28 protein-coding genes and 1 tRNA gene are annotated in these 22,689 nt (G+C 62.6%); 16 read left to right on the forward strand and 13 right to left on the reverse strand.

The window, feature by feature from the left end:
• Positions 1–110: 110 nt before the first annotated feature.
• Positions 111–650 (reverse strand): hypothetical protein, encoded by a 540-nt coding sequence (locus ACX80C_RS18115; RefSeq protein ID WP_459327856.1) that lies wholly within the window; start codon positions 648–650, stop codon positions 111–113.
• 358 nt (positions 651–1,008) lie between these two features.
• On the opposite strand from ACX80C_RS18115, the gene ACX80C_RS18120 reads away from it, so the two are divergent.
• A complete protein-coding gene (locus tag ACX80C_RS18120; protein ID WP_459327857.1) occupies positions 1,009–1,161 on the forward strand; it encodes a hypothetical protein in 153 nt (50 codons plus the stop codon).
• Between the two features lies 1 nt (position 1,162).
• On the opposite strand, the gene ACX80C_RS18125 is transcribed toward ACX80C_RS18120, so the two are convergent.
• Entirely contained in the window at positions 1,163–2,179 is a 1,017-nt protein-coding gene (locus tag ACX80C_RS18125) for a transketolase family protein (RefSeq protein WP_459327858.1), read from the reverse strand.
• On the reverse strand, positions 2,176–3,039 hold the full coding sequence (locus ACX80C_RS18130) for a transketolase (protein WP_459327859.1): 864 nt from the start codon (positions 3,037–3,039) through the stop codon (positions 2,176–2,178). Before ACX80C_RS18130 ends, ACX80C_RS18125 begins: the two co-directional genes overlap by 4 nt.
• A 143-nt stretch (positions 3,040–3,182) precedes the next feature.
• Here ACX80C_RS18130 and ACX80C_RS18135 point away from each other — a divergent pair, with 143 nt between their 5' ends.
• Complete coding sequence (locus tag ACX80C_RS18135; RefSeq protein WP_459327860.1) at positions 3,183–3,842, forward strand: GntR family transcriptional regulator; 660 nt, start codon at positions 3,183–3,185, stop codon at positions 3,840–3,842.
• A 40-nt stretch (positions 3,843–3,882) separates the two neighbouring features.
• A complete protein-coding gene (locus ACX80C_RS18140; RefSeq protein WP_459327861.1) occupies positions 3,883–4,446 on the forward strand; it encodes a cysteine hydrolase family protein in 564 nt (187 codons plus the stop codon).
• A 5-nt stretch (positions 4,447–4,451) separates the two neighbouring features.
• Here the strand turns inward: ACX80C_RS18140 and ACX80C_RS18145 are convergent, their stop codons facing one another.
• The gene (locus ACX80C_RS18145) at positions 4,452–4,658 is read right to left on the reverse strand and encodes a hypothetical protein (protein ID WP_459327862.1); all 207 of its coding nucleotides are present in this window, start codon (positions 4,656–4,658) and stop codon (positions 4,452–4,454) included.
• Between the two features lie 96 nt (positions 4,659–4,754).
• On the reverse strand, positions 4,755–5,561 hold the full coding sequence (locus tag ACX80C_RS18150; RefSeq protein ID WP_459327863.1) for an SDR family oxidoreductase: 807 nt from the start codon (positions 5,559–5,561) through the stop codon (positions 4,755–4,757).
• A gap of 176 nt (positions 5,562–5,737) precedes the next feature.
• Here ACX80C_RS18150 and ACX80C_RS18155 point away from each other — a divergent pair, with 176 nt between their 5' ends.
• Positions 5,738–6,199, forward strand: coding sequence for a DUF4383 domain-containing protein (locus ACX80C_RS18155; RefSeq protein WP_459327864.1), 462 nt, complete (start codon positions 5,738–5,740; stop codon positions 6,197–6,199).
• A gap of 143 nt (positions 6,200–6,342) precedes the next feature.
• On the opposite strand, the gene ACX80C_RS18160 is transcribed toward ACX80C_RS18155, so the two are convergent.
• Positions 6,343–6,416, reverse strand: a tRNA-Val gene (locus ACX80C_RS18160).
• 299 nt (positions 6,417–6,715) lie between these two features.
• Here ACX80C_RS18160 and ACX80C_RS18165 point away from each other — a divergent pair.
• The 4 genes from ACX80C_RS18165 (at position 6,716) to ACX80C_RS18180 (ending at position 9,830) form a co-directional block, all read left to right on the forward strand.
• The gene (locus ACX80C_RS18165) at positions 6,716–6,961 is read left to right on the forward strand and encodes a DUF2630 family protein (RefSeq protein ID WP_459327865.1); all 246 of its coding nucleotides are present in this window, start codon (positions 6,716–6,718) and stop codon (positions 6,959–6,961) included.
• A gap of 84 nt (positions 6,962–7,045) precedes the next feature.
• Positions 7,046–7,654, forward strand: a complete 609-nt coding sequence (locus ACX80C_RS18170) for a flavodoxin family protein (RefSeq protein ID WP_459327866.1) — start codon at positions 7,046–7,048, stop codon at positions 7,652–7,654.
• A gap of 91 nt (positions 7,655–7,745) precedes the next feature.
• Positions 7,746–8,570: a formate/nitrite transporter family protein gene (locus tag ACX80C_RS18175; protein ID WP_459327867.1), complete on the forward strand. Its 825-nt coding sequence runs from the start codon at positions 7,746–7,748 to the stop codon at positions 8,568–8,570.
• A 165-nt stretch (positions 8,571–8,735) separates the two neighbouring features.
• The gene (locus ACX80C_RS18180) at positions 8,736–9,830 is read left to right on the forward strand and encodes a hypothetical protein (RefSeq protein ID WP_459327868.1); all 1,095 of its coding nucleotides are present in this window, start codon (positions 8,736–8,738) and stop codon (positions 9,828–9,830) included.
• A gap of 114 nt (positions 9,831–9,944) precedes the next feature.
• On the opposite strand, the gene ACX80C_RS18185 is transcribed toward ACX80C_RS18180, so the two are convergent.
• Positions 9,945–10,193 (reverse strand): hypothetical protein, encoded by a 249-nt coding sequence (locus ACX80C_RS18185; protein ID WP_459327869.1) that lies wholly within the window; start codon positions 10,191–10,193, stop codon positions 9,945–9,947.
• Positions 10,193–11,050 (reverse strand): non-homologous end joining protein Ku, encoded by an 858-nt coding sequence (gene ku, locus ACX80C_RS18190; protein ID WP_459327870.1) that lies wholly within the window; start codon positions 11,048–11,050, stop codon positions 10,193–10,195. The genes ACX80C_RS18185 and ku overlap by 1 nt, the downstream gene beginning before the upstream one ends.
• Before the next feature lie 57 nt (positions 11,051–11,107).
• On the opposite strand from ku, the gene ACX80C_RS18195 reads away from it, so the two are divergent.
• Positions 11,108–11,587 (forward strand): SRPBCC domain-containing protein, encoded by a 480-nt coding sequence (locus ACX80C_RS18195; protein ID WP_459327871.1) that lies wholly within the window; start codon positions 11,108–11,110, stop codon positions 11,585–11,587.
• A gap of 27 nt (positions 11,588–11,614) precedes the next feature.
• On the opposite strand, the gene ACX80C_RS18200 is transcribed toward ACX80C_RS18195, so the two are convergent.
• The 3 genes from ACX80C_RS18200 to ACX80C_RS18210 form a co-directional block, all read right to left on the reverse strand.
• Entirely contained in the window at positions 11,615–12,688 is a 1,074-nt protein-coding gene (locus tag ACX80C_RS18200; protein ID WP_459327872.1) for an NADH:flavin oxidoreductase/NADH oxidase, read from the reverse strand.
• A 178-nt stretch (positions 12,689–12,866) separates the two neighbouring features.
• Positions 12,867–13,583: a S1 family peptidase gene (locus tag ACX80C_RS18205; RefSeq protein ID WP_459327873.1), complete on the reverse strand. Its 717-nt coding sequence runs from the start codon at positions 13,581–13,583 to the stop codon at positions 12,867–12,869.
• A 7-nt stretch (positions 13,584–13,590) separates the two neighbouring features.
• Entirely contained in the window at positions 13,591–14,304 is a 714-nt protein-coding gene (locus tag ACX80C_RS18210; protein ID WP_459327874.1) for a S1 family peptidase, read from the reverse strand.
• Between the two features lie 226 nt (positions 14,305–14,530).
• On the opposite strand from ACX80C_RS18210, the gene ACX80C_RS18215 reads away from it, so the two are divergent.
• The 5 genes from ACX80C_RS18215 (at position 14,531) to ACX80C_RS18235 (ending at position 20,806) form a co-directional block, all read left to right on the forward strand.
• A complete protein-coding gene (locus ACX80C_RS18215) occupies positions 14,531–14,695 on the forward strand; it encodes a hypothetical protein (RefSeq protein ID WP_459327875.1) in 165 nt (54 codons plus the stop codon).
• Positions 14,644–17,073 carry an ATP-dependent DNA ligase gene (locus tag ACX80C_RS18220; RefSeq protein ID WP_459327876.1) on the forward strand — a complete coding sequence of 810 codons (2,430 nt, stop codon included), beginning with the start codon at positions 14,644–14,646 and terminating at the stop codon, positions 17,071–17,073. Before ACX80C_RS18215 ends, ACX80C_RS18220 begins: the two co-directional genes overlap by 52 nt.
• A 78-nt stretch (positions 17,074–17,151) precedes the next feature.
• On the forward strand, positions 17,152–19,524 hold the full coding sequence (locus tag ACX80C_RS18225) for a phosphoketolase family protein (protein WP_459327877.1): 2,373 nt from the start codon (positions 17,152–17,154) through the stop codon (positions 19,522–19,524).
• On the forward strand, positions 19,521–20,129 hold the full coding sequence (locus ACX80C_RS18230) for a cyclodeaminase/cyclohydrolase family protein (RefSeq protein ID WP_459327878.1): 609 nt from the start codon (positions 19,521–19,523) through the stop codon (positions 20,127–20,129). Before ACX80C_RS18225 ends, ACX80C_RS18230 begins: the two co-directional genes overlap by 4 nt.
• 128 nt (positions 20,130–20,257) lie before the next feature.
• Positions 20,258–20,806 (forward strand): NUDIX hydrolase, encoded by a 549-nt coding sequence (locus ACX80C_RS18235; protein WP_459327879.1) that lies wholly within the window; start codon positions 20,258–20,260, stop codon positions 20,804–20,806.
• A gap of 187 nt (positions 20,807–20,993) precedes the next feature.
• Here ACX80C_RS18235 and ACX80C_RS18240 read toward each other — a convergent pair whose 3' ends face one another.
• Positions 20,994–21,233, reverse strand: coding sequence for a hypothetical protein (locus ACX80C_RS18240; protein WP_459327880.1), 240 nt, complete (start codon positions 21,231–21,233; stop codon positions 20,994–20,996).
• A 104-nt stretch (positions 21,234–21,337) separates the two neighbouring features.
• On the opposite strand from ACX80C_RS18240, the gene ACX80C_RS18245 reads away from it, so the two are divergent.
• Positions 21,338–21,538, forward strand: coding sequence for a hypothetical protein (locus ACX80C_RS18245; RefSeq protein ID WP_459327881.1), 201 nt, complete (start codon positions 21,338–21,340; stop codon positions 21,536–21,538).
• Positions 21,539–21,634: 96 nt separating this feature from the next.
• On the forward strand, positions 21,635–22,099 hold the full coding sequence (locus ACX80C_RS18250) for an SRPBCC family protein (RefSeq protein ID WP_459327882.1): 465 nt from the start codon (positions 21,635–21,637) through the stop codon (positions 22,097–22,099).
• Between the two features lie 25 nt (positions 22,100–22,124).
• Here ACX80C_RS18250 and ACX80C_RS18255 read toward each other — a convergent pair whose 3' ends face one another.
• Entirely contained in the window at positions 22,125–22,628 is a 504-nt protein-coding gene (locus ACX80C_RS18255) for a hypothetical protein (RefSeq protein ID WP_459327883.1), read from the reverse strand.
• Positions 22,629–22,689 lie beyond the last annotated feature (61 nt).

Genomic DNA, 22,689 nt, shown 5'->3' on the forward strand with positions numbered 1-22,689 from the left:
CCTCAAGACTCGAAAATGATGCCTAGACACCACCATTTTCCCAAGTCAGAGCACCCTTTCCCCGCTTAAACACGCGCCAGCACACAACCCCGATGAAAATCCCGGGCTAACTATCCTTTGGAGTTGCCGCGTAGCTCCAGCGCTTCGGCTCCATCCCCGCTCAACATTGGAACCCAGTAGTCAACTTCTCGTGCTGGTAGCTTCATGCTCTTCCGCATGGCCTTGCCCAAGTTCTCAACGAGTGCATCAATCTCTTTTAGGGTGTCGCTTACTCCCGCTTCTTTGTAGATGGATTCAAAGTTGATGTTCTTTTTCCGTGCTTCTATAAAGCGGCTCCGCAGCGCCGTTATACATAGCGACAGTCTCTCGGCGGCTCTCAACACATCGGGCGTGGCTATTATCTGAAACTGAAGGATGGCCGCCTGCGCCTCCTTGCTCAGCTCATGGTCAACAGAAAACCAACTCTCGACAAACCATGGTCTCGTCTCCGCTAGGTAACTGCGATAAGCGTTGAGCCTTTCATTTCTCAGCCAATTCCTGTGTTCACGACGATTCGCTAGCCAAGCTCCTATGACAGCGAAGATGCCAGCCACGAATGCACCGCCCAAAGCACCACCAATTAGCGTCACTGCGAAGCCGAAGTTATCCATGCTTTCAGGCTACAGAGCAAGACCCCCTGCGAAGGGTACGCACCACGTTCACGCCTTCAAGTCGCGGCGCATGGCTTGAGCCAACTGCAAGATTCGCGGGCTCGGGCCGCTCTCGGATGAGCAGTGGCGGACCCACTTTGCGGGTGCGCTTCGCATTCGCGGCGATCTCACCGAGCAGCAGGTCACCAAGGCAGCCGACGACGCCGCGGCGAGGGCTCAGGACTCCGGCAAGTCGCTGGCGGAGCTACTTGGAGAACCCACCGCCTACGCCCGAACGCTTCCGAAGAATCCCGCGCGCAAGCTGCTGCGAAAGCTCTTCTTGTATGCAGCGTTGGCCCTGTACTTCATGGTTTTCACCGTGAGCGTCACCGTCAACAAGGTAGTCACCGGCGGGCCCTGGGAGTTCTTCGACTGGTTCCGGCTGTTCATTGCCGTGGTCCTCACCTTGTCAGTCCTGGGGAAATTCCGTGAATACCGACGTCTCCGCAACGGAGCGGTAAAGGACGAGTGACTCAGTCGGGACGTTCAGTGTGCTTCGGATCGAGCAGCGACTTGACCCGCTCCACGATCTTCGAGGTGCTGACTCCGTAGCGGTCGTTCAGTGTGGGGAGGGCGCCGGCGTCGAGAAATTCGTCCGGCAGCCCCACAGGGGTGATCTGCCGGAAAACGCCGTCCCGGATTGCTGCGTGCGCGACGGCGTCGAACAGTCCGCCAATGACGGTGTGGTTCTCGCAGGTCAGCACAATACGGTCCCGCCCCAGCTCGCGCAGGATGGTCTCTTCGTCCAACGGCTTCAGCGTCGGAACGTGTAACACCGCCACATCCACCCTGTCCTGCGCCAAAGCCTTGGCCGCCTCCAACGCGCGCTCGGTCATCAGGCCTGTCGAGATGAGCAGCACCTCTGCGCCGCCGCGCAGCAACTGAGCCTTGCCCAGCTGGAAGGTGTAGTCATACTCGTCCAACACACGAGGCACCTTGCCCCGCAGGATACGCATGTAGGTTGGCCCGTTGTGGGCGGCTAACTGCGGGACGGCTTGCTCGATGTCCACGGCATCGCAAGGGTCAACGATGGTCAGGTTCGGCATGCCGCGCAGGATCGCCACATCCTCAGTGGCCTGGTGGGACGGCCCGTAGCCGGTGGTGAGACCGGGCAGCGCACACACCATATTGACGTTCAGATTGGCCTCGGCAATATCCAGGCACAGGAAGTCATAGGCCCGGCGCGTAGCGAAAACGGAGTAGGTGGAGGCGAACGGAACAAACCCCTCCATCGCAAGGCCGGCCGCGGCTCCCAGCAGAGCCTGCTCGGCCATGCCTATCTGGTAGAAGCGGTCCGGCATCGCGTCGCGCAGGATGTGGAGGTCCGTGTACTTCGCGAGGTCGGCGGACAGGCCAACCACCCGCTCGTCCTGCTGCGCGAGCTGGACAAGTGCGTGTCCCAGCGGCGCCGCAGTGGTCCGCTGATCATCCCCCGCGAGGGAAGCGCTCATGGCGTCGGAGGTCAGTCTCTTCTTCTGGGTGATGCTCATGCTTCGAACTGCTCCTTCAGCTGTTGGTGGGCAAGCTGCCATTCATCGGCGGCGACGGACATGAAGTGAAGTTTCTCCCGCTCCTCCAGGAACTTCACACCCTTGCCAAGCTTGGTATTGACGATCAGGCAGCGTGGCTGCGCGTCATCCGTTGCGCGAAGCTCCTCGAGCGCTGTGACCACTGCCTCGACGTCGTTCCCGTCCACCCGCCGGGTGATCCAACCAAAGGTCTCAAATTTTCCGTCGATGGGCTCCATGCTCAACATCGCCTGGCTCTTGCCGTCAGCCTGCTGGTCATTGAAGTCCACGATCGCGATGAGGTTGTCCAGTTTGTGGTGGGCGGCGACGGCGGCGGCCTCCCATGTGGAACCCTCATTAAGCTCGCCGTCCGAGAGGATGTTGTACACGAAAGCAGGGTTCTTCTTGCGCTTGAGTCCGAGCGCCACTCCATTGGCGATGGTGAGACCGTGGCCCAGTGACCCGCCGGAGATTTCGACGCCGGGGGTGTAGGAGGCCATGGCAGACATCGGGAGGCGGGAATCGTCGGTCGCGTATGTTTCGAGTTCCTCGTGGGGAAAGAACTTTGCCTCTGCCAATGCGGCGTACAGCGCGATCGCGTAGTGCCCTATGGATAGCAGGCACCGGTCCCTGTCCTCCCACTCCGGATCGGCGGGGTTGAACTTGAGTTGGTCTGTATAGAGCACTGCGAGCACGTCCGCCAGGTCCAGTGCCTGTCCGATGTAGCCCTGTCCCTGAACCTCGGCCTGGATTAGCGCGTTGGTTCGGATGCGGTAGGCCGCTTCCCTGATGCGTTGCACCCGCGCGGCGTCAACGGCGGCACCTTCAGTGGTCGATTGCATAATTGTCACCTCGTATGGGTCCGTGCAGCGTCCGGCTTGTTGTAATGCTTCTCACACTAGTTCGTTTACTGTTAACAGTCAACAACAGACTGCCAGCAGTTAGCCGTATCATGGTAGAGCTACCAGGTGAGGGACGGAATGAAATGACCACACAGATAACGGCGCTGGCAGGACTCGCGAAAGTTAATCTGCGTGAGCAGGCGCTCACTGCCCTTCGAAGCGGGATCACAAGCGGTAATCTGCCGCCGGGAACGCACCTTGTTGAAACGGAGCTATCCGAGCAATTGCAGATCAGCCGCGGCACCCTGCGGGAGGCCATGCGCCAGTTGCAGCAGGAAGGCCTTATCTCCGCAGGACTGCGCGGCAGGCTCTCGGTTCGCAGCCTGGACACCAAGGAGATCCTCGACATCTTTGCGGTACGCGCTGCCCTGGAATCCCTCGCCGTGCGCGAGCTGAGCGGGGCGGAAGACCGGGATGCCGCCGTCGTCGTACTCCGCAAGGCGATCCAGGCCATGCAGGAAGCCATCGACGGCACGCTGGATGAACGCATCGAAGCCGATCTGAATTTTCACCGCACGCTCTGCCGTCTCACTGGTAATGCGATGCTCCTGCACTCATGGGAGGCGTTGGAAGGCAACATCCGCATGTCGATCATGTGGGCCGGCCAGGAAAGGGCAACTGGAAACATGCGGGTGGACCGCCATAGTGAGCTGGTCGACGTCATCGAGAGCGGGGACGCCGCTGCAGCCACTGATGCCATGTTTGCCCATATGGACGCGGCGGCAACTAACCTCGTGTCCTAACCGCGCGCCGAATAAGACTCAACACGGAAGGCGAAGGCTCATGGCGATTGCCCTGTTGATCATCGATATGCAGAAGGCGTTCTTCGAAGACGATTCGCTGGGGAAGCAGCAGGAGTCACTGGTTAGAGCCTGCAACATGCTCATCTCCGAAGCGCGTCAGGCGGATGTTGGTATCTATGTGATCCGCACCGAGCATCAGCGGGACAAGTCCACGTGGACGGTGAGCATGCTCGACGATGACCAGGGCTTCCTGTTCAACGGAACCGAGCAGGCGGAGCCGGTTGACGGACTCAGCATCGACGGCTTGCCACAACTCGTAAAGACGCGGGACAGCGCGTTCTTCGGCACCGACCTGTTGCAGCGCCTACGCGTTCTGGACGTCGATACGGTGGTGCTCGCGGGTGTGTCGACGCACAACTGTGTTGCGCAGACCGCCGCTGACGCGTACGCGAACAACCTTCGTGTCATCTACGCCACGGATGCCATTGCATCCACCAACGACGAGTACGCGCAGGACGTGCTGAAGGTGCTCATGGATGAATATCGTCAGCAGGGGCTGGGGAACGATGACGTCTTGGAGGTGTTCGCACAGCAGCAGACCTGAGGGCGTCAGCCTCGAACTGTGTACCCGTCCTCACTGTGGATCAGGCGACGCCCGGCGCCGTCGTCCATTCGGACCCAGACCACCGACGCGTCGTCGGATCGATCCTCGAGGACGCCGGTTACCTCATTGCCGGAGGCATGCCGCAGGGTGACCTGCTGGCCCCGCTGCAGGGCGGAAAAGCTGGTGGACACGAGTTGTTGCGTAGGGGACATGGAGAGCGCCTTTCGATGTGACTGATGCCACAATAGAAGGGCTTCCTGAACGTCCGATGTATGAAAGCTGTTGGGAACCTGAGGAGTCCCTGACGTTTAGCCTTTGCGCCAATCGTGGCTTGTCAGATGCGAACCGGCCTGCGGCCCCATCTGCAGCATGCCGCCGTCCACACTCCATGACGCCCCGTTGACATAGCTCGACGCCGGAGACGCCAGGAAGGCAATAACCGCCGCCACCTCCCGCGCATCGCCGGGGCGGCCGAGGGGGATGCCGGGCCGCTCGATCTCCTCCGGCTCCTCATCCTCGGCGTTGTTCATCGAGGTGGCTATCTCTCCTGGAAGAACGGCGTTGACGGTCACGCCCTTGTCGCCCAGTTCCTGTGCCATCGTGCGCAGCAACCCACCGAGGGCGTGCTTGGACGCGTCATAGGCCGACGAACCCACCCTCGGTTGCTCCTGATGGACGCTCGTCACGGCGATGATGCGCCCGCCCGTGCCCGCAGCAACCATCCGGCGCGCGGCGCGCTGCATGCAGACGAAGGCGCCGTCGAGATTGGTAGCGAGGATGGTGCGCCACGTGTCGAGGTCCGTGTCGAGGAACGGCATCGGGTTGTTCATTCCGGCGTTGTTCACGAACACATCCAGACCGCCGAGTTCTTCAGCCAACCGGTCGACGACGTCGGCGCACGCAGGCACATCGGAAGTATCCATCTGCGCGACGACCGCCCTCCGACCCCTCTTCTCGACGCGGCGGGCAGTCTCCATCGCGCCATTCTCTCCGGTGTGCCAGGTAATACCTACATCAAACCCGGCATCTGCAAGGGCAACCGCGGTCGCGCGGCCTATGCCCGAATTTGAACCGGTTACCACCGCGGTCTTAGGCGAAAAAGTCATAAACCCCATACTTCCCGCGGAACGATGCTCCTGGCAACGGTTACCAAAGAGTTAACTAAGCGTGCTTCATATTCGGCTCCTGCTATGGCAGTCTGACAATACATAGGGGCGGGGAAATGCTGTTCATCTACTCGCAACACCAAACGCCGGTGGCCCGCCAACCGGCTAGTAAAGGGGATAGTGCAATGGCATCAACACATTCATCCGGATCGGGCGTAGCCACCCGGACCAACATTCAGAAGGCCGCGCTCGCCGTAGGAGTTGTGTTCCTGCTGGTGGGTGTCTTGGGCTTCGTCCCGGGAATCACCGGCAACTATGACACGCTGCAGTTCGCGGGTAGCGGATCAGAAGCACTCCTGCTAGGCCTTTTCCAGGTTTCGATCCTGCACAACATCGTCCACCTGCTGTTCGGTGTAGCGGGCGTACTGATGGCAAAGACGGCCACGGGGGCTTACAACTTCCTGCTGTTCGGCGGCGTCATCTACGCAGTGCTCTTCATCTATGGGCTCATTGTTCCTGCAGAGTCGGCAGCCAACTTTGTTCCCGTGAATGCAGCGGACAACATTCTGCACCTTGGTTTGGCGGTCGGCATGATTGGCCTGGCCTTGGCGCTCAAGGGCAAGAACCATACGGCGCGCGCCCGGTAGAGATTACACCCAAGTAGCTATAAACAGAACGACGGCGGCGGACTCCGGTCCGGCGTCGTCGTTCTGTTGTGTGCGTGGAAACAAGGCTTCCACAACGAACGGAAGCCCGCCCCGCAACGAGCGGAACGGGCTTCCTTGAACAGTGCCTGCGCGGGGCCTCGATCCCCGGGCCTTCCGCGTGTGAAGCGGATGCTCTACCAGACTGAGCTACACAGGCGAATAGTTCCTCGCCAGTTTAGGGCATCTTCTAGGCGCTCGCGCAAACCGCATCCGGCGTGCTCGGCGGCGAGCAATCCGGACACGATCTGGAGGAGGGTGGAGATAGGTGAGCAGTATCTTGCTCCTGAATGTCTGGATCGCTTACCAGCGTGTCCGAAGTGCCGACCAGAGCCGTCCGGTGGCACCCTCCGCGGTAGATATTTCAGCGGGTAGTAAGTAGCCTGATTATTCCAAGCTAGATTCATCCCGGTTGGGCGGTACCCCGCCTCCGAAGAATTACGGCGAAGGAGTTTGGCCATGAACGATCAGGACATTCTGGCGCGCATCCAGTCACTGGTGAACGAGGAGCACGAACTGCGCGGAGCACCCCCGGGCGAAGATGACCCAGGCAGTGACCGGCCGGGACGGCTGAAGCGGGTCGAAGAAGAGCTGGACCAGTGCTGGGACCTCCTTCGGCAGCGACGGGCCAAGCAGGACGCCGGAGAGAGTCCGCAGGAGGCCGAGGCGCGGCCCATCGACCAGGTCGAGGGCTACCGACAATAACCACATCGACAATGCAGGACACGCCGCAATTCGTACGGCGAAAGCGGCATGTCCTGCATTGTCGATCTAACGGAAGGAAAACTTATGGAGAACCTCAAGGCATTCGCTCTGATCTGCACCCTGACACCCTCGCCGGATGAGTCGAGCAGCGACCTCATGGCCGGCCACATCCTCGGCAAGCTGAAGGAACAGGGGGTGGCGACGTCGTCGGCCCGGGTTGTCGACCACAACGTGGCACCCGGCGTGCAGATCGACATGGGCAACGGCGACGAGTGGCCGCAACTGCGCCAGCAGATCCTCGACGCGGATATCTTCCTCCTCTGCACGCCCATCTGGGTGGGCCACATGTGCAGCCTCGGCCAGAGGGTGTTCGAGCGCCTGGACGCCGACCTCTCCTCCACAGACGACGAAGGACGGCCCATCATGTACAACAGGGTCGCCCTGACTGCGGTTGTCGGTAACGAGGACGGTGCCCACCACGTCACCGCTGAAATGCACCAGGGCCTCAACGACATCGGCTTCACCGTCGCCGCGCAGGGCGGCGTGTACTGGGTGGGCGAAGCAATGCAGACCGTCGACTTCAAGGACCTCGACGAGGTTCCGGACCCCGTCGCATCCACAATTTCCTCCATGGCCACCAACGCCGTCCACCTGGCGAAGTCGCTCAAGGTCGCGCCCTATCCGGCGCCCTAGAATCGAGGTGGCAGGACACTCCGGGGATGAGTCTTCATTCGCGGTGTGTCGTGCCACCTCGATCACGATACGCACCGGATAGGCAGGCAGCTTGAACGACGACGACGACGGCGACGCACGACGGCGGGAACTCGGCGACAATGCCGGACCGGTTGAGGAAGAGATCGAGGAATCGTTCGACCGCACCGTCGACGAGGGCGCCCAGCGTCTGCATCGGACTTTCCCGGATGTCCTGATCACCGGCCTCTTCGGTGGCTTCGAGATCGGCATCGGTGTGATCGCCTACCTCGCGGTGCTTCACGAGACCGACAACCATCTGCTGGCCGGGTTCGCGTTCAGTGCCGGGCTCATCGCCCTGTTGCTGGCCAAGAGCGAGCTGTTCACCGAGGGCTTCCTGGTCCCGATAGCGGCCGTAACCGCGGGACAGGCCAGCGTGGCCCAGCTCGCCAAGCTGTGGGGCGGAACATTGCTGGCCAACCTGGTTGGCGGATGGATCTTCATGGCGCTGGTGATGACCGCATTTCCACAGTGGACCGAGACCATCACCACCTCTGCCGAGCACTACGTTGACGCCGGGCTGTCCTGGCAAACCGTGTGCCTTGCGCTGCTTGGCGGGAGCACCATTACGCTCATGACCCGCATGCAGCACGGAACGGAGCAGATGGCCGGGAAGCTCGCAGCCGCCGTCGTTGGTGGTTTCCTGCTCTCGGGACTGCAGCTCTTCCACTCCATCCTGGACTCGCTGTTGATCTTCGGCGCTATCCAAGCCGGAGCGGACATCAACTACCTGGACTGGTTGGGCTGGTTCGGATATACGGTCGTGTTCAACATCATCGGCGGCGTCCTTCTGGTTACAGCGCTCAGACTGGTCCGTGACCGGAAGCTGGTTGAGCAGGAACGCGAAAAGGCAGAATGACAAACAGGTGAACAATAGTCAAGACTTCAAGTTCTGAGCGAATGTAATAAAAATCAACTTGTTTCAATCACTAGTGCTCAAGTGGGTCTGGATGTAATACTCGTCACTGTGTACGAACGCTCCATCTGACTCGCTCGCTCTCGCGCCTTATCAACAGAGGAATCCATGAACAAGAAGAAGGTCTCAGTACTCACCGCTGCCGTAGCCCTAGGCGCTACCAGCATGCTTTTCGCACCCCCCGCCTCCGCTGCCCTCACCACCCGCTGCGTGGGCGAGGCTGGAGCCGTAACGGTTCCCGGCGATCTGGTTGTTCCCAAGGACCAGTCCTGCAACCTGACCGGAACCACGATCACCGGCAACGTTCGCGTAGCCCCGGGTGCGGACCTTGTCGCTGAAGACGTGACCATTGAAGGCCAGCTCAGTGGTGCGATTGACGCCTACGTCGAGGTGATCGGCGGAACGGTAAACGGCCAGGTTGTGCTCAACGGCGCATTCGGTGCGTACCTTGATGGCACCACCGCCGGCGACCGCGTCCTGACCCGCCCGAGCGGTGACGTCACGGTTGGCGGGTTCGTCTACACCGCGAATGCTTCGATCGCAGGTGACCTGATCTCACGTTCCGGTGAACTGTTCATCGAAACCACAGACGTTATCGGCTCGGTTGACTCCCGGGACTCGGCCTACACCGATCTCCACCAGAGCTGGGTCGATGGCGCACTCCGGGTACAGGGCACCTCCTTCGGCAGCGTCATCTGCGGCACGTCAGTCGCCGGTGAAGCAGTGTTTGCCGACAACACTGACATGCTTCAGATCGGGGCGGACGGCCCGCTCGATGAGTGCACCTCGGGTAACTACTGGGGTAGCAACTTCTCCGCTACGGGCAACACCGGCGGCATTGTCATGGACAACAACATTGTCCGTGGATCCGTAGCGTTGACTGGTAATAACCCCATCGCCCAGCTCGGCATGAACAATGTGCGCGGCGAAGTTACCGGTGAATTCGAGGAATGGACCGGTGCCCCCGCCGAGGCCCCAGCCGCTGACGCGCCGGCGCTGAGCCTGCCCCAGACCGGGTCCAAGAACGGTGGAGCATCGACCACGCCTGTTCCTCAGCAGACACTGGAAAGCGCTCCCACCGAAGCCCTGCGCACGGCACCGGCAGAGTCCCGCGAAGCCGCGATCGAGAGCAAGATCGAGCAGCGTCGCGCCGAGGCCGTCAAGAGCGCCGACGCAGCCGGCCCGGCGAACATCGGCAAGTAGCCGAGCCGCTGAGCTGTCGAAAGGACGCGCCCCTGCGGATTATCCGTAGGGGCGCGTCTTTCTGCGCGTAACCCTTCGTTGCCTGGCCCGCTGACGCCGGCAAACGCCGCCGTCCTAGTCCCGGCGCGCGAGCCACCCGAGCGTGATGCCGCCAATGGCCTTGCGGAACACACTGTCGCCGTTGGCAAGTTCCAGTGCCGCCCACACCATCAGGCAAGCCTTGCTCGCCGCGGAGAGCGCCTCGCGGTTCTTCTCCTCAAGCGCCATCATCGATGCGGCACCCAGAAGGGCCCACCCGATGATGGGAGCGTTCGGTGGCTTGGCGATGGTTTGCTCTCCGAACTCGTTTCTGATGAACCCCATTACGCACCTTTCTTGGTTTTGGACTTGGAACCTGACGCTGCCTTCTCCTTTATGCTGGGGGCCGCGCCCTTCTTCTCGCGGTTCTTCTCTACGCTCCTGCGCAGTGCCTCCATGAGGTCGAGCACGTTCCCGCCCTCTTCCTCGCCGGTTTCACCGAATGTCTCGTCGGTATCGAGGGCCTCGCCCTTCTCCAGCTTCGCCTCGATGAGGGTGCGCAGCTGCTCCTGGTACTCGTCCTTGAAGTTCTCGGGGTCGAAGTCGGAAGAGAAGGACTCAACCAGCGCCGCCGACATTTCCTTCTCCTTCGAGGAGATGCGCACCTTCTCATCCAGCGACGGGAAGCTCGCCTCGCGAACTTCGTCCTCCCAGAGCAGTGTCTGGATCATCAACACGTCGCCGCGGACGCGAAGGGCGGCCAGCCGGGACTTCTGGCGTAGGGCGAACTGGACGATCGCCGTCCGGTCCGTTTCCTCCAGGGTCCGCCGAAGCAGCACATAGGCTTTCGTCGACTTCGAATCCGGCTCCAGATAGTAGGCGCGGTCAAACATGATCGGATCAATCTGGTCGCTTGGAACAAACTCCACGACCTCGATCTCGCGGCTCTTCTCCACGGGAAGCGACGCAAAATCCTCGGCGGTGAGCACCACGGTGCGCTCGCCGTCGTCGTACGCCTTGTCTATGTTCTTGTACTCCACAACTTCGCCGCAGATTTCGCACCGCCGCTGGTAACGGATTCGGCCGCCGTCCTTGTCGTGGACCTGATGGAGGCTAATGTCGTGGTCCTCGGTTGCGCTGTACACCTTCACCGGCACGTTGACCAGCCCAAACGCTACCGCGCCTTTCCAAATGGCTCTCATGTTCCTAGTGAACCAGTGACGCCCGAAGGAGTAAACGGACGGTCTACGATTGCTTAGGTGAATACCGAACCGATGGTTACCAGAACGCTCGCCGACGGACAGCCCGCTCTCTGGTTCGAGATGCGCTTCAACGCGCCCATGCAGGTGATGTGGAAGCACCTCACAGACCCGGCCAAGCTGAAGTACTGGTTCCCGTGCGAGTTGGACATCCTGCCCCGCGTGGGCGCCACCGTCACCTTCAAGGTCCATCGCGAAAGGCCCGTTGAGGGAACCGTCCTCGAGGCCGCCAAGCCGCGTCTGCTCGCCTACACCTGGGACGAGGAAATCCTGCGTTGGGAGCTCGAGGACGACGACGGCGGCAGCCTCCTCACGCTGACCAATACGGTCCGGGAGGGCCAGGACATTGCGCGCTCGGCCGCCGGTTGGCACCTGACCCTCATGGGATTGGACGACTACCTGAACGAACGTCCCCTCGGGCAGAACCCTGCGCTATGGGACGAATACGTTGCGCGGTATGAGGAGCAGTTCGCGGACTGAACCTGCGGCTGCGCTGAGGCGCCGCCGCTACTGCCAGGCGCCCCGCTCGTACTGAGACGGCCACGACGTGCCTTCAGTGCCCAACCCGAGTTCATGTTGGGCGCGCATCGGCCAGTTCGGGTCACGCAGCGCGGCGCGGGCCAGCATGATCGCGTCGGCGCGTTCTTCGGCGAGGATGTGCTCGGCCTGTGCGGGCTCGGTGATCAGCCCCACGGCGCTCACTGGGAGGTTCGAGTTCTTAGCCACGATCGTTGCCAGTTCCACCTGGTAGCCGGGTTCAACGGGGATGTCGGCCTGTACGTTGCCGCCGGAGGAGACGTCGACCAGGTCGACTCCGCGCTCCCTGAGCAGCGCCGCCGTCTGGCTGGTCTCTGCAACGTCAACGCCTCCGTCAGTCCAGTCCGTTGCCGATACGCGCACGAACAGCGGCTTGTCCTCCGGCCAGACCTCCCTGACGGCGTCGGTCACTTCAAGCAGGAGGCGCACGCGGTTGGCATGCGTGCCACCGTAGTTGTCCGTCCGGTGGTTGCTCAGCGGCGAGAGGAACTGATGCAGAAGGTAACCGTGGGCGGCATGCAGTTCGACGACGTCGAAGCCGGCTTCCAGCGCCCGCCGCGCACCGCGGGCGAAGGCACGGGGAACTTCCCGGATCTCCGTCATGGTCATTTCGCGCGGCTCCCTGTAGCCGGGGAATGCTTCGGCGGAAGGGGCGATAGTGTTCCAGCCGCCGTCGTCCGCCGGTACGGTGCCACGTCCGCGCCAGGGGGAGAAAGTGGATGCTTTGCGGCCCGCGTGGGCCAGTTGGATACCGGCGACGCTGTTCTGTGCGTGGATGAAGTCCACGATCGGCTTCCACGCGTCGCGTTGGCGGTCGTTCCAGATACCCGTATCCTCCGGGGAAATGCGGCCATCCGGGGTGACTGCGGTGGCTTCGGCCAGGATGAGGCCGAATCCGCCGGCTGCCCGGGCGCCGAGGTGCACATGATGCCACTCGTTCGGCATGCCGTCCTCAGCCGAATACTGGCACATCGGTGCAAGCCAGACCCGGTTTTTGAAAGTGGTACCGCGGAGGGTGAAAGGTTCAAACAGCTTTGAGCTCATACCGTTGGCCAACGCGTCGGTGTGAGAAGTTATGCCCGGTCGAGGCGGGACGCCCTTGGAGCTGGCTGTGCGCCGTCGTCGTACTCGGGGCTTAACTGCCGCTGAGTGCGTAGATGATGACTGAAAGCTTCGATCGAAGCGTCATTATCTACGCACTCAGCGGGCGGTGCTTCCGATCTTAGGAACCGGTCACTCCCGAAACGGAGGTGATCCAGCTGATGCCGTGCGGGACCGAGGAGTACCAGGACGAGGCACGGGTGTTGGTGCCGCCGCTGGCGCTGGTCGAAGCCACGCCGATCACCTTTCCGCTGACTACCAGGGGCCCGCCGGAGTCACCCTTCCAGGCCTGCCCGTCAACGCCCACGTGACGGTAGGCGGGTCCGCCGTACGCGTCATCCTCCAGGGACTCGATGTAGACCGATGCCGTCTTCAACACTGGAGAGGCTGGTCCATTGGCCGTCTCGCGACCCCAACCATAGATATTGCCGGACGTCTGGTACTGCAGCGGGTCCTTCTCCAGGCTGGCGTAGCTGCCGGAAACCGACCGTGACAGCCGCAGGAGCGCAAGGTCGCCGCCGTTGTAGGAGTAGGTCTGCGCAACGGACACCCGTGTTCCGCCGCCCAGGTTCGCCGAACCGAGGTTGACGGACATGTTGCTGCCCAGGCAGTGCTTCGCCGTGAGGACCCACTGGGCCGAGATCTGCGAGGCAGAGCAGGCGAAGGTTCCGTTGATGTTCACCTGTGCCGTGTACGGTGCAGCGGAGTGGCTGACGTCTTTGCCGCCCACAATCTGCGTATCGGCGCCGCCGTCGGGTGCTGCTGAGGCCACGCCGATGGGGCCGAGCAGTGCCGTGGCGGCAAGGGTGGCAATCGCTGCGAGTTTCAGCTTCTTCATCTCTGGCCTACCTTCCCGTTACGCCGGAGATCGAGGTGATCCAGGACATTGCGTTGCTGACCTCGCTGTAGTTGGCGGGGCGGTTGATGCTGTCGGGATTGCCGCTGCCGGTTGAGAGCACGCCGACCTGCTGGCCGTTGACCATGAGGGGTCCGCCCGAGTCGCCCTTGAAGACCTGGCCGTCGTCACCGTAGGTCTGCAGGGCAGGTCCGCCGTAGGCATCCGACGAGTAGGCGGTGATGCTGACCTGTGCGGTCTTCAGGGTGGCGGAAGCGTTGCAGACGCCACAGGTGCGGCCCCAGCCGTAGGCGCTGGCCGGACCGGCCTGCGTGACGCGGTCCTTGTCCAGGGTCACCGTCGCGCCGTTGTACGGGGAGCTCAACTTCAGCAGGCGCACGTCGCCGCCGGCGAAGGCGCGGTCAGCGATGACCGTGCGTACCGTTCCGCCGGAGCCATTTGTGGCCGTGCCGAGCCGCACGGAACGGGTGCCCTCACAGTGCTTGGCCGTGAGGACCCACTGGGAGGAGATGAGCGATCCGGTGCAGTTGAAGGCGGTACCCGAGCTATTGACGTGAATCTGGACTGCGTAGGGCGCGGCGCTGATGGGGATGGTGTCTCCACCGACTATGTCGGTACCGGGAGGAGCCGCGGTGGCGGCGGCCGGAGCGAGGAGGGTTCCCGCTGCGAGTGCGGCGGCTGCAAGTAACCTAATCGATTTCAATTGACAACTTTCGGTTCTGGATGCAGGGCGTTGTAACGCACCTGCTCACTTGGACGTGTTCTTGATCCTGATGAACTTCGCTGGCCAGCTGTGATCCGAATCACTGGCAACTGTAAGGATGCTGTTCATCCGGTGGCCACCATTTCTGGGGGTTTCATACGATTTGCCGCAAAACAATCTGAAAACGAACGTTCGGTATTGACAGGGCGGGCGTAGGGAAGGTTCGATGGTTGGCTGCCTCGACGACGACGACGACGACGACGACGACGACGACGAGCGCCGGCTCGCGCTCGGCTCGCGCTACTGGCGCAAACGCCGGTTCCCTACAAGACTGGGTCAATGGCCCCCAGCAGCGCGCAGCAGACGGTTACCGTCGAGGGACGGCGCCTGAAGCTCACCAGCCTGGACCGCGTCATGTACCCGGAGTCCGGTCTGACCAAGGCTGATGTCCTGGCCTACTACGCCGCCGTTGCCGATCACCTCATCCCGCACGCCCGCAACCGGCCTGTCACCCGCAAGAGGTGGGTCAACGGCGTCGGAACGGAGGAAAAGCCGGGGGAAGTGTTCTTTCAGAAGAACCTGGACAAGTCGGCGCCGTCGTGGGTTGAGCGTTTCGGTATTGAACACAGCGATCACCTGAACGTGTACCCGATGCTCAACAACCTCGCGACGCTCACCTGGCTCGCGCAGATCTCCGCGCTGGAGATCCACGTGCCGCAGTGGAAATTCGGCCCCAGTGGCGAGATCAACAATCCCGACCGCCTGGTGCTCGACCTCGATCCGGGACCCGGCGCCTCACTCGTCGAGTGCGCGGAAGTGGCAAGGCTGGCGCGGGAGATCCTGAAGGATATGGGACTGGATCCGCGGCCGGTGACCAGCGGATCGAAGGGGATCCACCTGTACGCGGCGCTGGACGGCAAGCAGACTTCGGACCAGGTTTCCGCCGTCGCCAAGGAACTGGCGCGGGTGCTGGAGGCTGACCACCCCGATCTCGTGGTCAGCGACATGAAGAAATCCCTGCGCGGCGGAAAGGTGCTGCTGGACTGGAGCCAGAACAACCGCAACAAGACCACGATCACCCCTTACTCACTGCGCGGGAAGGCCCGTCCCATGGTCGCGGCGCCGCGTACCTGGGAGGAACTCGAGGACCCGGACCTGGACCACCTTGACTACGAGCAGGTGATGGAGCGCGTCCGGAATCCAGGCGACCTGCTCGCGGACATGGACCCCGGGACAGCTTCAACCGACGACGACGACGGCCCGGACCGCCTGCACACCTACCGTTCCATGCGGGATGCCTCGAAGACGCCTGAGCCGGTGCCGGACAGGGTTGGCGAAACTGGTGGCAACAGCTTTGTGATCCAGGAGCACCATGCACGCCGGCTGCATTACGACTTCCGGCTCGAGCGCGACGGCGTGCTGGTGTCGTGGGCCATTCCGAAGGGCCCGCCGGTGACGGCAGACCAGAACCATCTCGCCGTGCAGACGGAGGACCATCCGCTGGACTACGGCTCGTTCGAGGGCACCATCCCGAAGGGCGAGTACGGCGCCGGCGAGGTGTACATCTGGGACTCGGGCACCTACGAGGCGGAGAAGTGGCGGCCGGGCAAGGAGGTCATCTGCACCCTGACCGGGCGCGAGGACGGCGGGCTTGCCCAGGGCGGTAACGCCGTGCGCAGGTATGCGCTGATTCACACCGGCGGGTCCACTGACTCGGCCGAGAAGAACTGGCTGATCCATCTCATGAAGGAGCAGCCCGGCCAGCCATCGCCCCCGGCGTTCAAGGAGCCGGTCAAGGAAGAGTTGCCGAACCTCAAACCGATGCTGGCCACCACCGGAGCGCCGGGCTTCATCCGGTCAGAGGAGGGCTGGGCGTTCGAGATGAAGTGGGACGGGATCCGGGCGATTGCCACGGTAACGCCGGCGGGTACGCGGCTGATGAGCCGCAACGGTAACGATCTGACGAAGGCGTACCCGGAGCTCGCGGACCTCGGAAAGTACGTCAATGCGGAGCAGGCGGTGCTCGACGGCGAGATCGTTGCCATCAACAAGGCAGGCCGGCCGGACTTTGGGCTGCTGCAGGGACGCATGAACCTGACCAAGACATCCGAGATCGAGGCCGCCTGCAAACGGACGCCGGTGCACTTCCTATTGTTCGACCTGCTGCACCTGGACGGGAATTCGCTGATTGAACTGGCTTATTCGCAGCGGCGCGAAGTGCTTGAGGAGGCCGTTGATCCTCCGCGCGACGGGCACATTCAGGTGCCTCCGGCGCTCGATGCGACCCTCGACGAAGCAATCGAGGCCAGCAGGGAACTGGGCCTCGAAGGAGTGCTCGCCAAACGGGTGAACAGCACCTACTCGGCAGGCCGGCGCTCGGAATCCTGGGTGAAGATCAAGCACTCGCTGACGCAGGAAGTGGTCATTGTGGGGTGGCGTCCCGGAAAGGGGAACCGTGCGCACAAGGTCGGTTCGCTGCTGGTCGCGATCCCCGACGGCGTGGACCTGAAGTACATTGGCCGTGTGGGCTCCGGCCTGACCGAGCGCGAGCTGGCCGAGATCGGGTCCAGGCTCAAGAAGATGGGCCGCAAGACCGCACCGCTAGACGACGTTCCGGCGCTCGATGCGTCCGACGCGCGGTGGGTGCGGCCAGCGCTCGTGGGCGAGGTGCAGTTCAGTGAACGCACGTCCGCCGGTAAATTGCGCCATCCCGTGTGGCGGGGGTGGCGGCCCGACAAGAAGCCGTCCGACGTCGTCGTCGAAATCTAGAATCGACTCTCCAATAGGTGACCGTTTGGGGGCTGAAAAGGTCACCTATTGGAGAGTCGATGCGAGAGAAGGGGAGTCATGAACATTGAAAAGCTGGACGCCTGGTGGCGGGCTGCGAACTATGTTTCGGTCGGCCAGATCTACCTGCGCGACAACCCGCTGCTGCGCACGCCCCTGCGTCGGGAGGACGTGAAGGAGCGCTTGCTCGGGCATTGGGGAACGACGCCGGGGCTTAACTTCATTTACGCCCACCTCAACCGGGTGATCGCCGAGCGGCAGCAGGAGATGCTCTTCATCACCGGGCCGGGACACGGCGGGCCGGCGAACGTCGCGAACGCGTGGCTCGAGGGCACCTACTCCGAAATCTACAGCGCCATCACCCCGAACGAGGCCGGCCTGAAGGAACTGTTCAAACAGTTCAGCTACCCCGGCGGCATCCCCTCCCACGCCGCGCCCGAGACGCCCGGCTCCATCAACGAGGGCGGCGAGCTTGGCTACTCGCTCGCGCACGCGTACGGCGCCGTTTTCGACAATCCGCAGCTGATTGCCGCGTGCGTGATCGGCGACGGTGAAGCGGAGACCGGGCCGCTGGCGGCAAGTTGGCACTCGAACAGCTTCCTGGATGCAAGGAACGACGGCGCCGTGTTGCCGATCCTGCATCTCAACGGCTACAAGATCGCCAACCCCACGGTGCTTTCGCGGATACCCGAAGCTCAGCTTGAGCAATTGATGCGCGGCTACGGCTATGACCCGCACTTTGTCACCGTCGCTGACCCGCGTGCCACGGACCAGGCACACCGGGACTTCGCTTCGGCGCTGGACGCCTGTGTGAATCGGATCGGGGAGATCCAGGCGGCGGCCCGCGAAGAGCAGCGTCAAACCGAGGAGCATCCAGCCTGGCCCATGATCGTGCTGCGCTCGCCGAAGGGCTGGACGGGGCCGGAGGTCGTGGACGGTGAGCAGGTGGAGGGAACCTGGCGTGCGCACCAGGTTCCGCTGTCGGGCATTCACGACGACGACGCCCACCTCCGCCAGCTCGAGGAGTGGATGCGCTCCTACAAACCCGGCGAGCTCTTCACCGACGAAGGCCTGTTGGACGAGGCGATTGCCGAACAAGCGCCCACAGGGGACCTGCGCATGAGCGCCACCCCGTACGCGAACGGCGGCCGGCTGCTCGAGGACTTGAGGCTGCCCGCCTACGCGGATCACGCCGTCGTCGTCGATCGGCCCGGTCAGGAGAAGGCGAGCCCCATGGCAACGGTGGGCGGGTATCTGCGGGAGCTCATCACGCTGAACCCGGAGAACTTCCGGCTGTTCGGGCCGGATGAGACGGCGTCGAACCGGTTGCAGGACGTGTACGAGGTCACCGACAAAGTGTGGCAGCAGCGGATTGACGACGTCGACGAGCACCTCGCGCGGTCCGGCCGGGTGATGGAGGTGCTGAGCGAGCACCTGTGCCAGGGCTGGCTTGAGGGGTACCTCCTCACCGGCAGGCACGGCGTCTTCAACTGCTACGAGGCGTTTGTGCACATTGTCGACTCGATGTTTAACCAGCACGCCAAGTGGCTCAAGGTGCATCAGGACCTGCCGTGGCGGCAACCGGTCGCGTCGCTGAACTACATGCTGTCTTCTCACGTGTGGCAGCAGGACCACAACGGGTTTTCGCACCAGGATCCCGGATTCATTGACCACGTGGTGAACAAGAAGGCCGATGTCATCCGGGTATACCTTCCACCGGACGCCAATACGATGCTCGCGGTGACGGAACACTGCCTGCAGACGCGGGACCGCGTGAATGTGATCGTGACGGGCAAGCAGCCCACCATGACGTGGCTCGGTCCGGAGGAGGCCAGGCTGCACTTCGAACGTGGGATTGGGGTGTGGGATTTCGCGGGGCGGGAGACCGAGGGGGAGGAGCCCGACGTCGTCCTCGGCTGTGCAGGAGATGTGCCGACGGGCGAGGTGATCGCCGCCGCGAAACTGCTCAAGGAGGCGCTGCCTTCGTTGAAGGTGCGCGTGGTGAACGTGGTTGACCTGATGCGGTTGCAGGACTCCTCCGAGCATCCGCATGGGCTGCCCGCGCGCAGCTTCGACACGCTGTTCACCCGGGACCGGCCGGTGATCTTCGCGTATCACGGCTACCCGTGGCTGATTCACCGGTTGACGTACCGCCGGACCAACCATGACAACATCCACGTCCGCGGGTACAAGGAGGAGGGCACCACCACCACGCCATTCGACATGGCGATGATGAACCAGATCGACCGGTACCAGTTGGCGATGGACGTGATCGACCGGGTGCCGTCGCTACGTTCAACCGAGGCGGAACTGCGGCAGCACTTCCAGGACGCCCGGCAGCGGGCATGGCAATACACGCGTGATAACGGCAAGGACATCGACGCGGTCACTGGGTGGCTGCTGGAGGAATCTTCACCGGATGACGCCTCGTGAGCGGATCGGAAAGCATTGACCGGTACCTTCATCGGCTCGGCTCAACGGCGCCGACGCCGGGAGCCGGGGCAGTCGGGGCGCTCCACGTCGCGCAGGCGGCTGCGCTGGTTGGGATGGTGGCCGGTTTCAGCGAGCGGGATAACGACGACGTCGCGGGCATAGTCGCCGAGGCCCGGGAGTTGACGCGTGCGGCCGTTGAGGCCGCCGAATCGGACGAGGAAAAGTTCCGGAGGGTGGTGGGTTGCTACAAGCTTCCGTCCGGATCAGGTGAGGAACGCGCTCGGCGGAGCGCCGCGATTGATGAGGCGCTCGTGGAAGCGACGCTTCCGGCGAGGGCGCAATTGGACCTGGCTGCCGCCGTCGTCCGCTTGTGTGAAGAACTGGTGGACGTGTGCAAGCCGGACTTCCTCAGCGACATCGCGGTGGCGGCTGAAGCCGCGCGTGCGGCAGCGGCGACGGCCCGGATTGTGGTGGAGGCGAACCTGTCGTCGATGGACGAGGACGTCATTCGGGAGTCGCTCCGGGAGCATACGCGGAAGGCGTCTGGGGTGATGCAGAGTGCGGAGGAGCTCTCGGCGCTGGTGCGGCGGCGCGTTATCCGTTGAATCAGCCGTGCATTCTGCTGCTCGCGGCGTGGCAGGCTTGAGGCAATCGCAGCCCAATGAGAAGGAGCACCGTGCCAACATCAGCGCCGTGGCAAAGGATCGATTCCAAGCCAGCCTACGAAGGTTACGTGACTATCGATCGAGACACCTATGAAGAACCCGATAGCACCATCTCCGACTGGGACATCATTGCCGGACGGGATTCCGCCGCGTCGCTCGCTTTTACTCCCGGCGGAACACACGTGGTTCTGTTCGAACAGTTCCGCGTGGGCCCCGCGCAAACGTTGCTTGAGCTTCCCGGCGGGTACCTGGTTGAGGACGAAGATCCTGTCCCGGCAGCCCGGCGCGAGCTACTCGAAGAAACCGGGTATGAGGCGGCCGGCACTTACTACGCGGGGTCGGAGTGGTGGGCGGCCAACTCCCGCCGGCGCAAGCACCTTGTCATCGCCGCTGACGCCCGTCCAACTTCCGATCCTGCCTGGGATGCGTCTGAGATGGGCGAGATCCGTCTTCTTCCCAGCGATGAGTTGATTCCTTTCCTGATCAGCGGGAACCTTACGGATGCAGGATTGGCCTGCCGGGGGCTGATGTCTCTTGCGTCAAGAGGGCAGGCCGGCTCTTCAATGAAACGGCTTCAACAGAAGGTTCGCGACCTGTTGAGTGCAGCGTATTCCTGACTGTTTACCGCCGAGCTCAGGGGTACTCGCCCCCTGGAATCCGCCTGCGTTGCAGGCCCATGCAACGAGTGCAACGCAGGCGAAACTGGGAGACAGGTCATGAGGGGGCGGAAGACGTCTTGGGGTGATGCAGAGTGCGGAGGAGCTCTCGGCGCTGGTGCGGCGGCGCGTGCGCGGGTGAGAGAAGTTAGTCGTTGCGTTGTGGGGCAGGAGCTTTCTCAGCGCCGAATCTCCTACGTATGGCGAACGGCACAACCACGGCGAAGAAGCCGAACACAACCCAGAAGTAAGCATCCCAGTAGACTGCCAACAGCTCGCGGAGGGGCGCCGAGAAAATCAGCACGAATCCCGACACCAGGATTAGGGCGTACAGCACTCCACTCCAGCCGTGTGTCAGCACGTAGCGCCACTTCTGGTTGTAGGTCACGTTTCCCCCTGAAACTGTTCGCCTTTCTCAACTAGCGTTTCATTAATTTGTGCTGGACGCAGCCCCACACAAATCCCGAGGTGGCGCGAGTACGAATAGGAGTTATGAGCACCATTCCGGTAAACGAAACCGCTTCGGCGGACCCAACTTCCGTTCTGGCTGCTGCCCGTAGTGCCGTCGCGGACGCACTCTCCGACCTCGAGCAGGCCTGGCGGAACCCCCGGCCCGAAGCCGTTGTGGCTGCCGCCCGCCGGCACCTAGCCGCTGCCGAGAACTGGGCCGACGCCCGCCGCGAAGGCGCCTGAGGAATCACGGCACGACGACCGCGCGCTTCTCGAGCGCCGTGTAAGCTTCAGCGCAAAACCGGCCGCCCGATCAGTCACCACCTAAGGAGCACAGGCATGACCGAGAAGAGCATCACGACCAGCCGCGTCGTCGACGCATCGGCAGAAGCAATCTTCAGCGTCCTGTCCAACCCGGAACGGCATGCAGAGATTGACGGTTCGGGGATGGTGCAGTCGGACGAGAAATCGGACCGCATCACGGCTGTCGGGCAGAAGTTCACCATGAACCAGTATTGGGAGAAACTGGGCGGCGACTACAAAACCGACAACTACGTGGTGGGCTACGATCACAACAGCTTGCTTGCCTGGAAGACCGCTGACGCCGGCACGGAACCTGCCGGCTGGCAGTGGATCTGGAAGCTGGAGCCACAGGGACCGGGTTCAACGGAAGTGACGCTCGCCTACGACTGGAGCAACGTGACCGACAAGGAAGTGCTGAAACGGGTTCAGTTCCCGGTGGTTTCCGAGCACGACCTCAAGGCCTCACTCGAAAATCTCGCAGCCGCGGTATCGGAGTCCTGACCCGTTGCTATTGTCTTTTGAAAGTTCAGACAACGACGGCGGGCTGGCGCACGCTGCTTTCGATGACGCGCAGGTACTTAGGCAGGGCGGCGATCTCCAGCGGCACTCCCTGCGCCGTGACTGGCAGAACCTCGGATGACCGCTGCAGCTTGAGGATAGTGTCCGCCATCCCTGCGGGGTAGGGGATGCCTATGTCGTCGATGTTGAACGTGACTTCAGCCTTCGCGGGGCTCTGGAAGGCTATCTGACCTTGGAACGGCGTCGTGTATCCGAAACGCCACTTGCCACGGAAAGGACCGGCTGAGGCTAGCCGAACAAAGCACGGGTAACGTCCTCTTGCGGCCGACTGGCGCAACAATCGCGACCTCATGCTGCGTCCGACCGCACCGCCTGCGATCCCTGCCAAGACCGCGCCCCAATCGGGTGGACCACCTGTTATTGCCCAAACCGCCAGGAAGATCGCTCCAAACACGAGAGCGAATAAGCCAATCAACCACAGCACGAACCCGGTCCGAGTCATTGTCCCCATCTCTCCACCCTAGTAAAGGTCTGGGGATAACTGGAGACTGCGGTGCGCCTTTCGTGTAGCG

The sequence above is a fragment of the Arthrobacter tecti genome (assembly GCF_054511355.1).

Bases quoted from the DNA above. Each gene is read 5' to 3' on its own strand.
- ACX80C_RS18115 (WP_459327856.1), bottom strand. From the start codon at position 650: ATGGATAACTTCGGCTTCGCAGTGACGCTAATTGGTGGTGCTTTGGGC.
- ACX80C_RS18125 (WP_459327858.1), bottom strand. From the start codon at position 2,179: ATGAGCATCACCCAGAAGAAGAGACTGACCTCCGACGCCATGAGCGCT.
- ACX80C_RS18130 (WP_459327859.1), bottom strand. From the start codon at position 3,039: ATGCAATCGACCACTGAAGGTGCCGCCGTTGACGCCGCGCGGGTGCAA.
- ACX80C_RS18135 (WP_459327860.1), top strand. From the start codon at position 3,183: ATGACCACACAGATAACGGCGCTGGCAGGACTCGCGAAAGTTAATCTG.
- ACX80C_RS18140 (WP_459327861.1), top strand. From the start codon at position 3,883: ATGGCGATTGCCCTGTTGATCATCGATATGCAGAAGGCGTTCTTCGAA.
- ACX80C_RS18145 (WP_459327862.1), bottom strand. From the start codon at position 4,658: ATGTCCCCTACGCAACAACTCGTGTCCACCAGCTTTTCCGCCCTGCAG.
- ACX80C_RS18150 (WP_459327863.1), bottom strand. From the start codon at position 5,561: ATGGGGTTTATGACTTTTTCGCCTAAGACCGCGGTGGTAACCGGTTCA.
- ACX80C_RS18155 (WP_459327864.1), top strand. From the start codon at position 5,738: ATGGCATCAACACATTCATCCGGATCGGGCGTAGCCACCCGGACCAAC.
- ACX80C_RS18165 (WP_459327865.1), top strand. From the start codon at position 6,716: ATGAACGATCAGGACATTCTGGCGCGCATCCAGTCACTGGTGAACGAG.
- ACX80C_RS18170 (WP_459327866.1), top strand. From the start codon at position 7,046: ATGGAGAACCTCAAGGCATTCGCTCTGATCTGCACCCTGACACCCTCG.
- ACX80C_RS18180 (WP_459327868.1), top strand. From the start codon at position 8,736: ATGAACAAGAAGAAGGTCTCAGTACTCACCGCTGCCGTAGCCCTAGGC.
- ACX80C_RS18185 (WP_459327869.1), bottom strand. From the start codon at position 10,193: ATGGGGTTCATCAGAAACGAGTTCGGAGAGCAAACCATCGCCAAGCCA.
- ku (WP_459327870.1), bottom strand. From the start codon at position 11,050: ATGAGAGCCATTTGGAAAGGCGCGGTAGCGTTTGGGCTGGTCAACGTG.
- ACX80C_RS18200 (WP_459327872.1), bottom strand. From the start codon at position 12,688: ATGAGCTCAAAGCTGTTTGAACCTTTCACCCTCCGCGGTACCACTTTC.
- ACX80C_RS18205 (WP_459327873.1), bottom strand. From the start codon at position 13,583: ATGAAGAAGCTGAAACTCGCAGCGATTGCCACCCTTGCCGCCACGGCA.
- ACX80C_RS18215 (WP_459327875.1), top strand. From the start codon at position 14,531: ATGGTTGGCTGCCTCGACGACGACGACGACGACGACGACGACGACGAC.
- ACX80C_RS18220 (WP_459327876.1), top strand. From the start codon at position 14,644: ATGGCCCCCAGCAGCGCGCAGCAGACGGTTACCGTCGAGGGACGGCGC.
- ACX80C_RS18225 (WP_459327877.1), top strand. From the start codon at position 17,152: ATGAACATTGAAAAGCTGGACGCCTGGTGGCGGGCTGCGAACTATGTT.
- ACX80C_RS18245 (WP_459327881.1), top strand. From the start codon at position 21,338: ATGAGCACCATTCCGGTAAACGAAACCGCTTCGGCGGACCCAACTTCC.
- ACX80C_RS18250 (WP_459327882.1), top strand. From the start codon at position 21,635: ATGACCGAGAAGAGCATCACGACCAGCCGCGTCGTCGACGCATCGGCA.
- ACX80C_RS18255 (WP_459327883.1), bottom strand. From the start codon at position 22,628: ATGGGGACAATGACTCGGACCGGGTTCGTGCTGTGGTTGATTGGCTTA.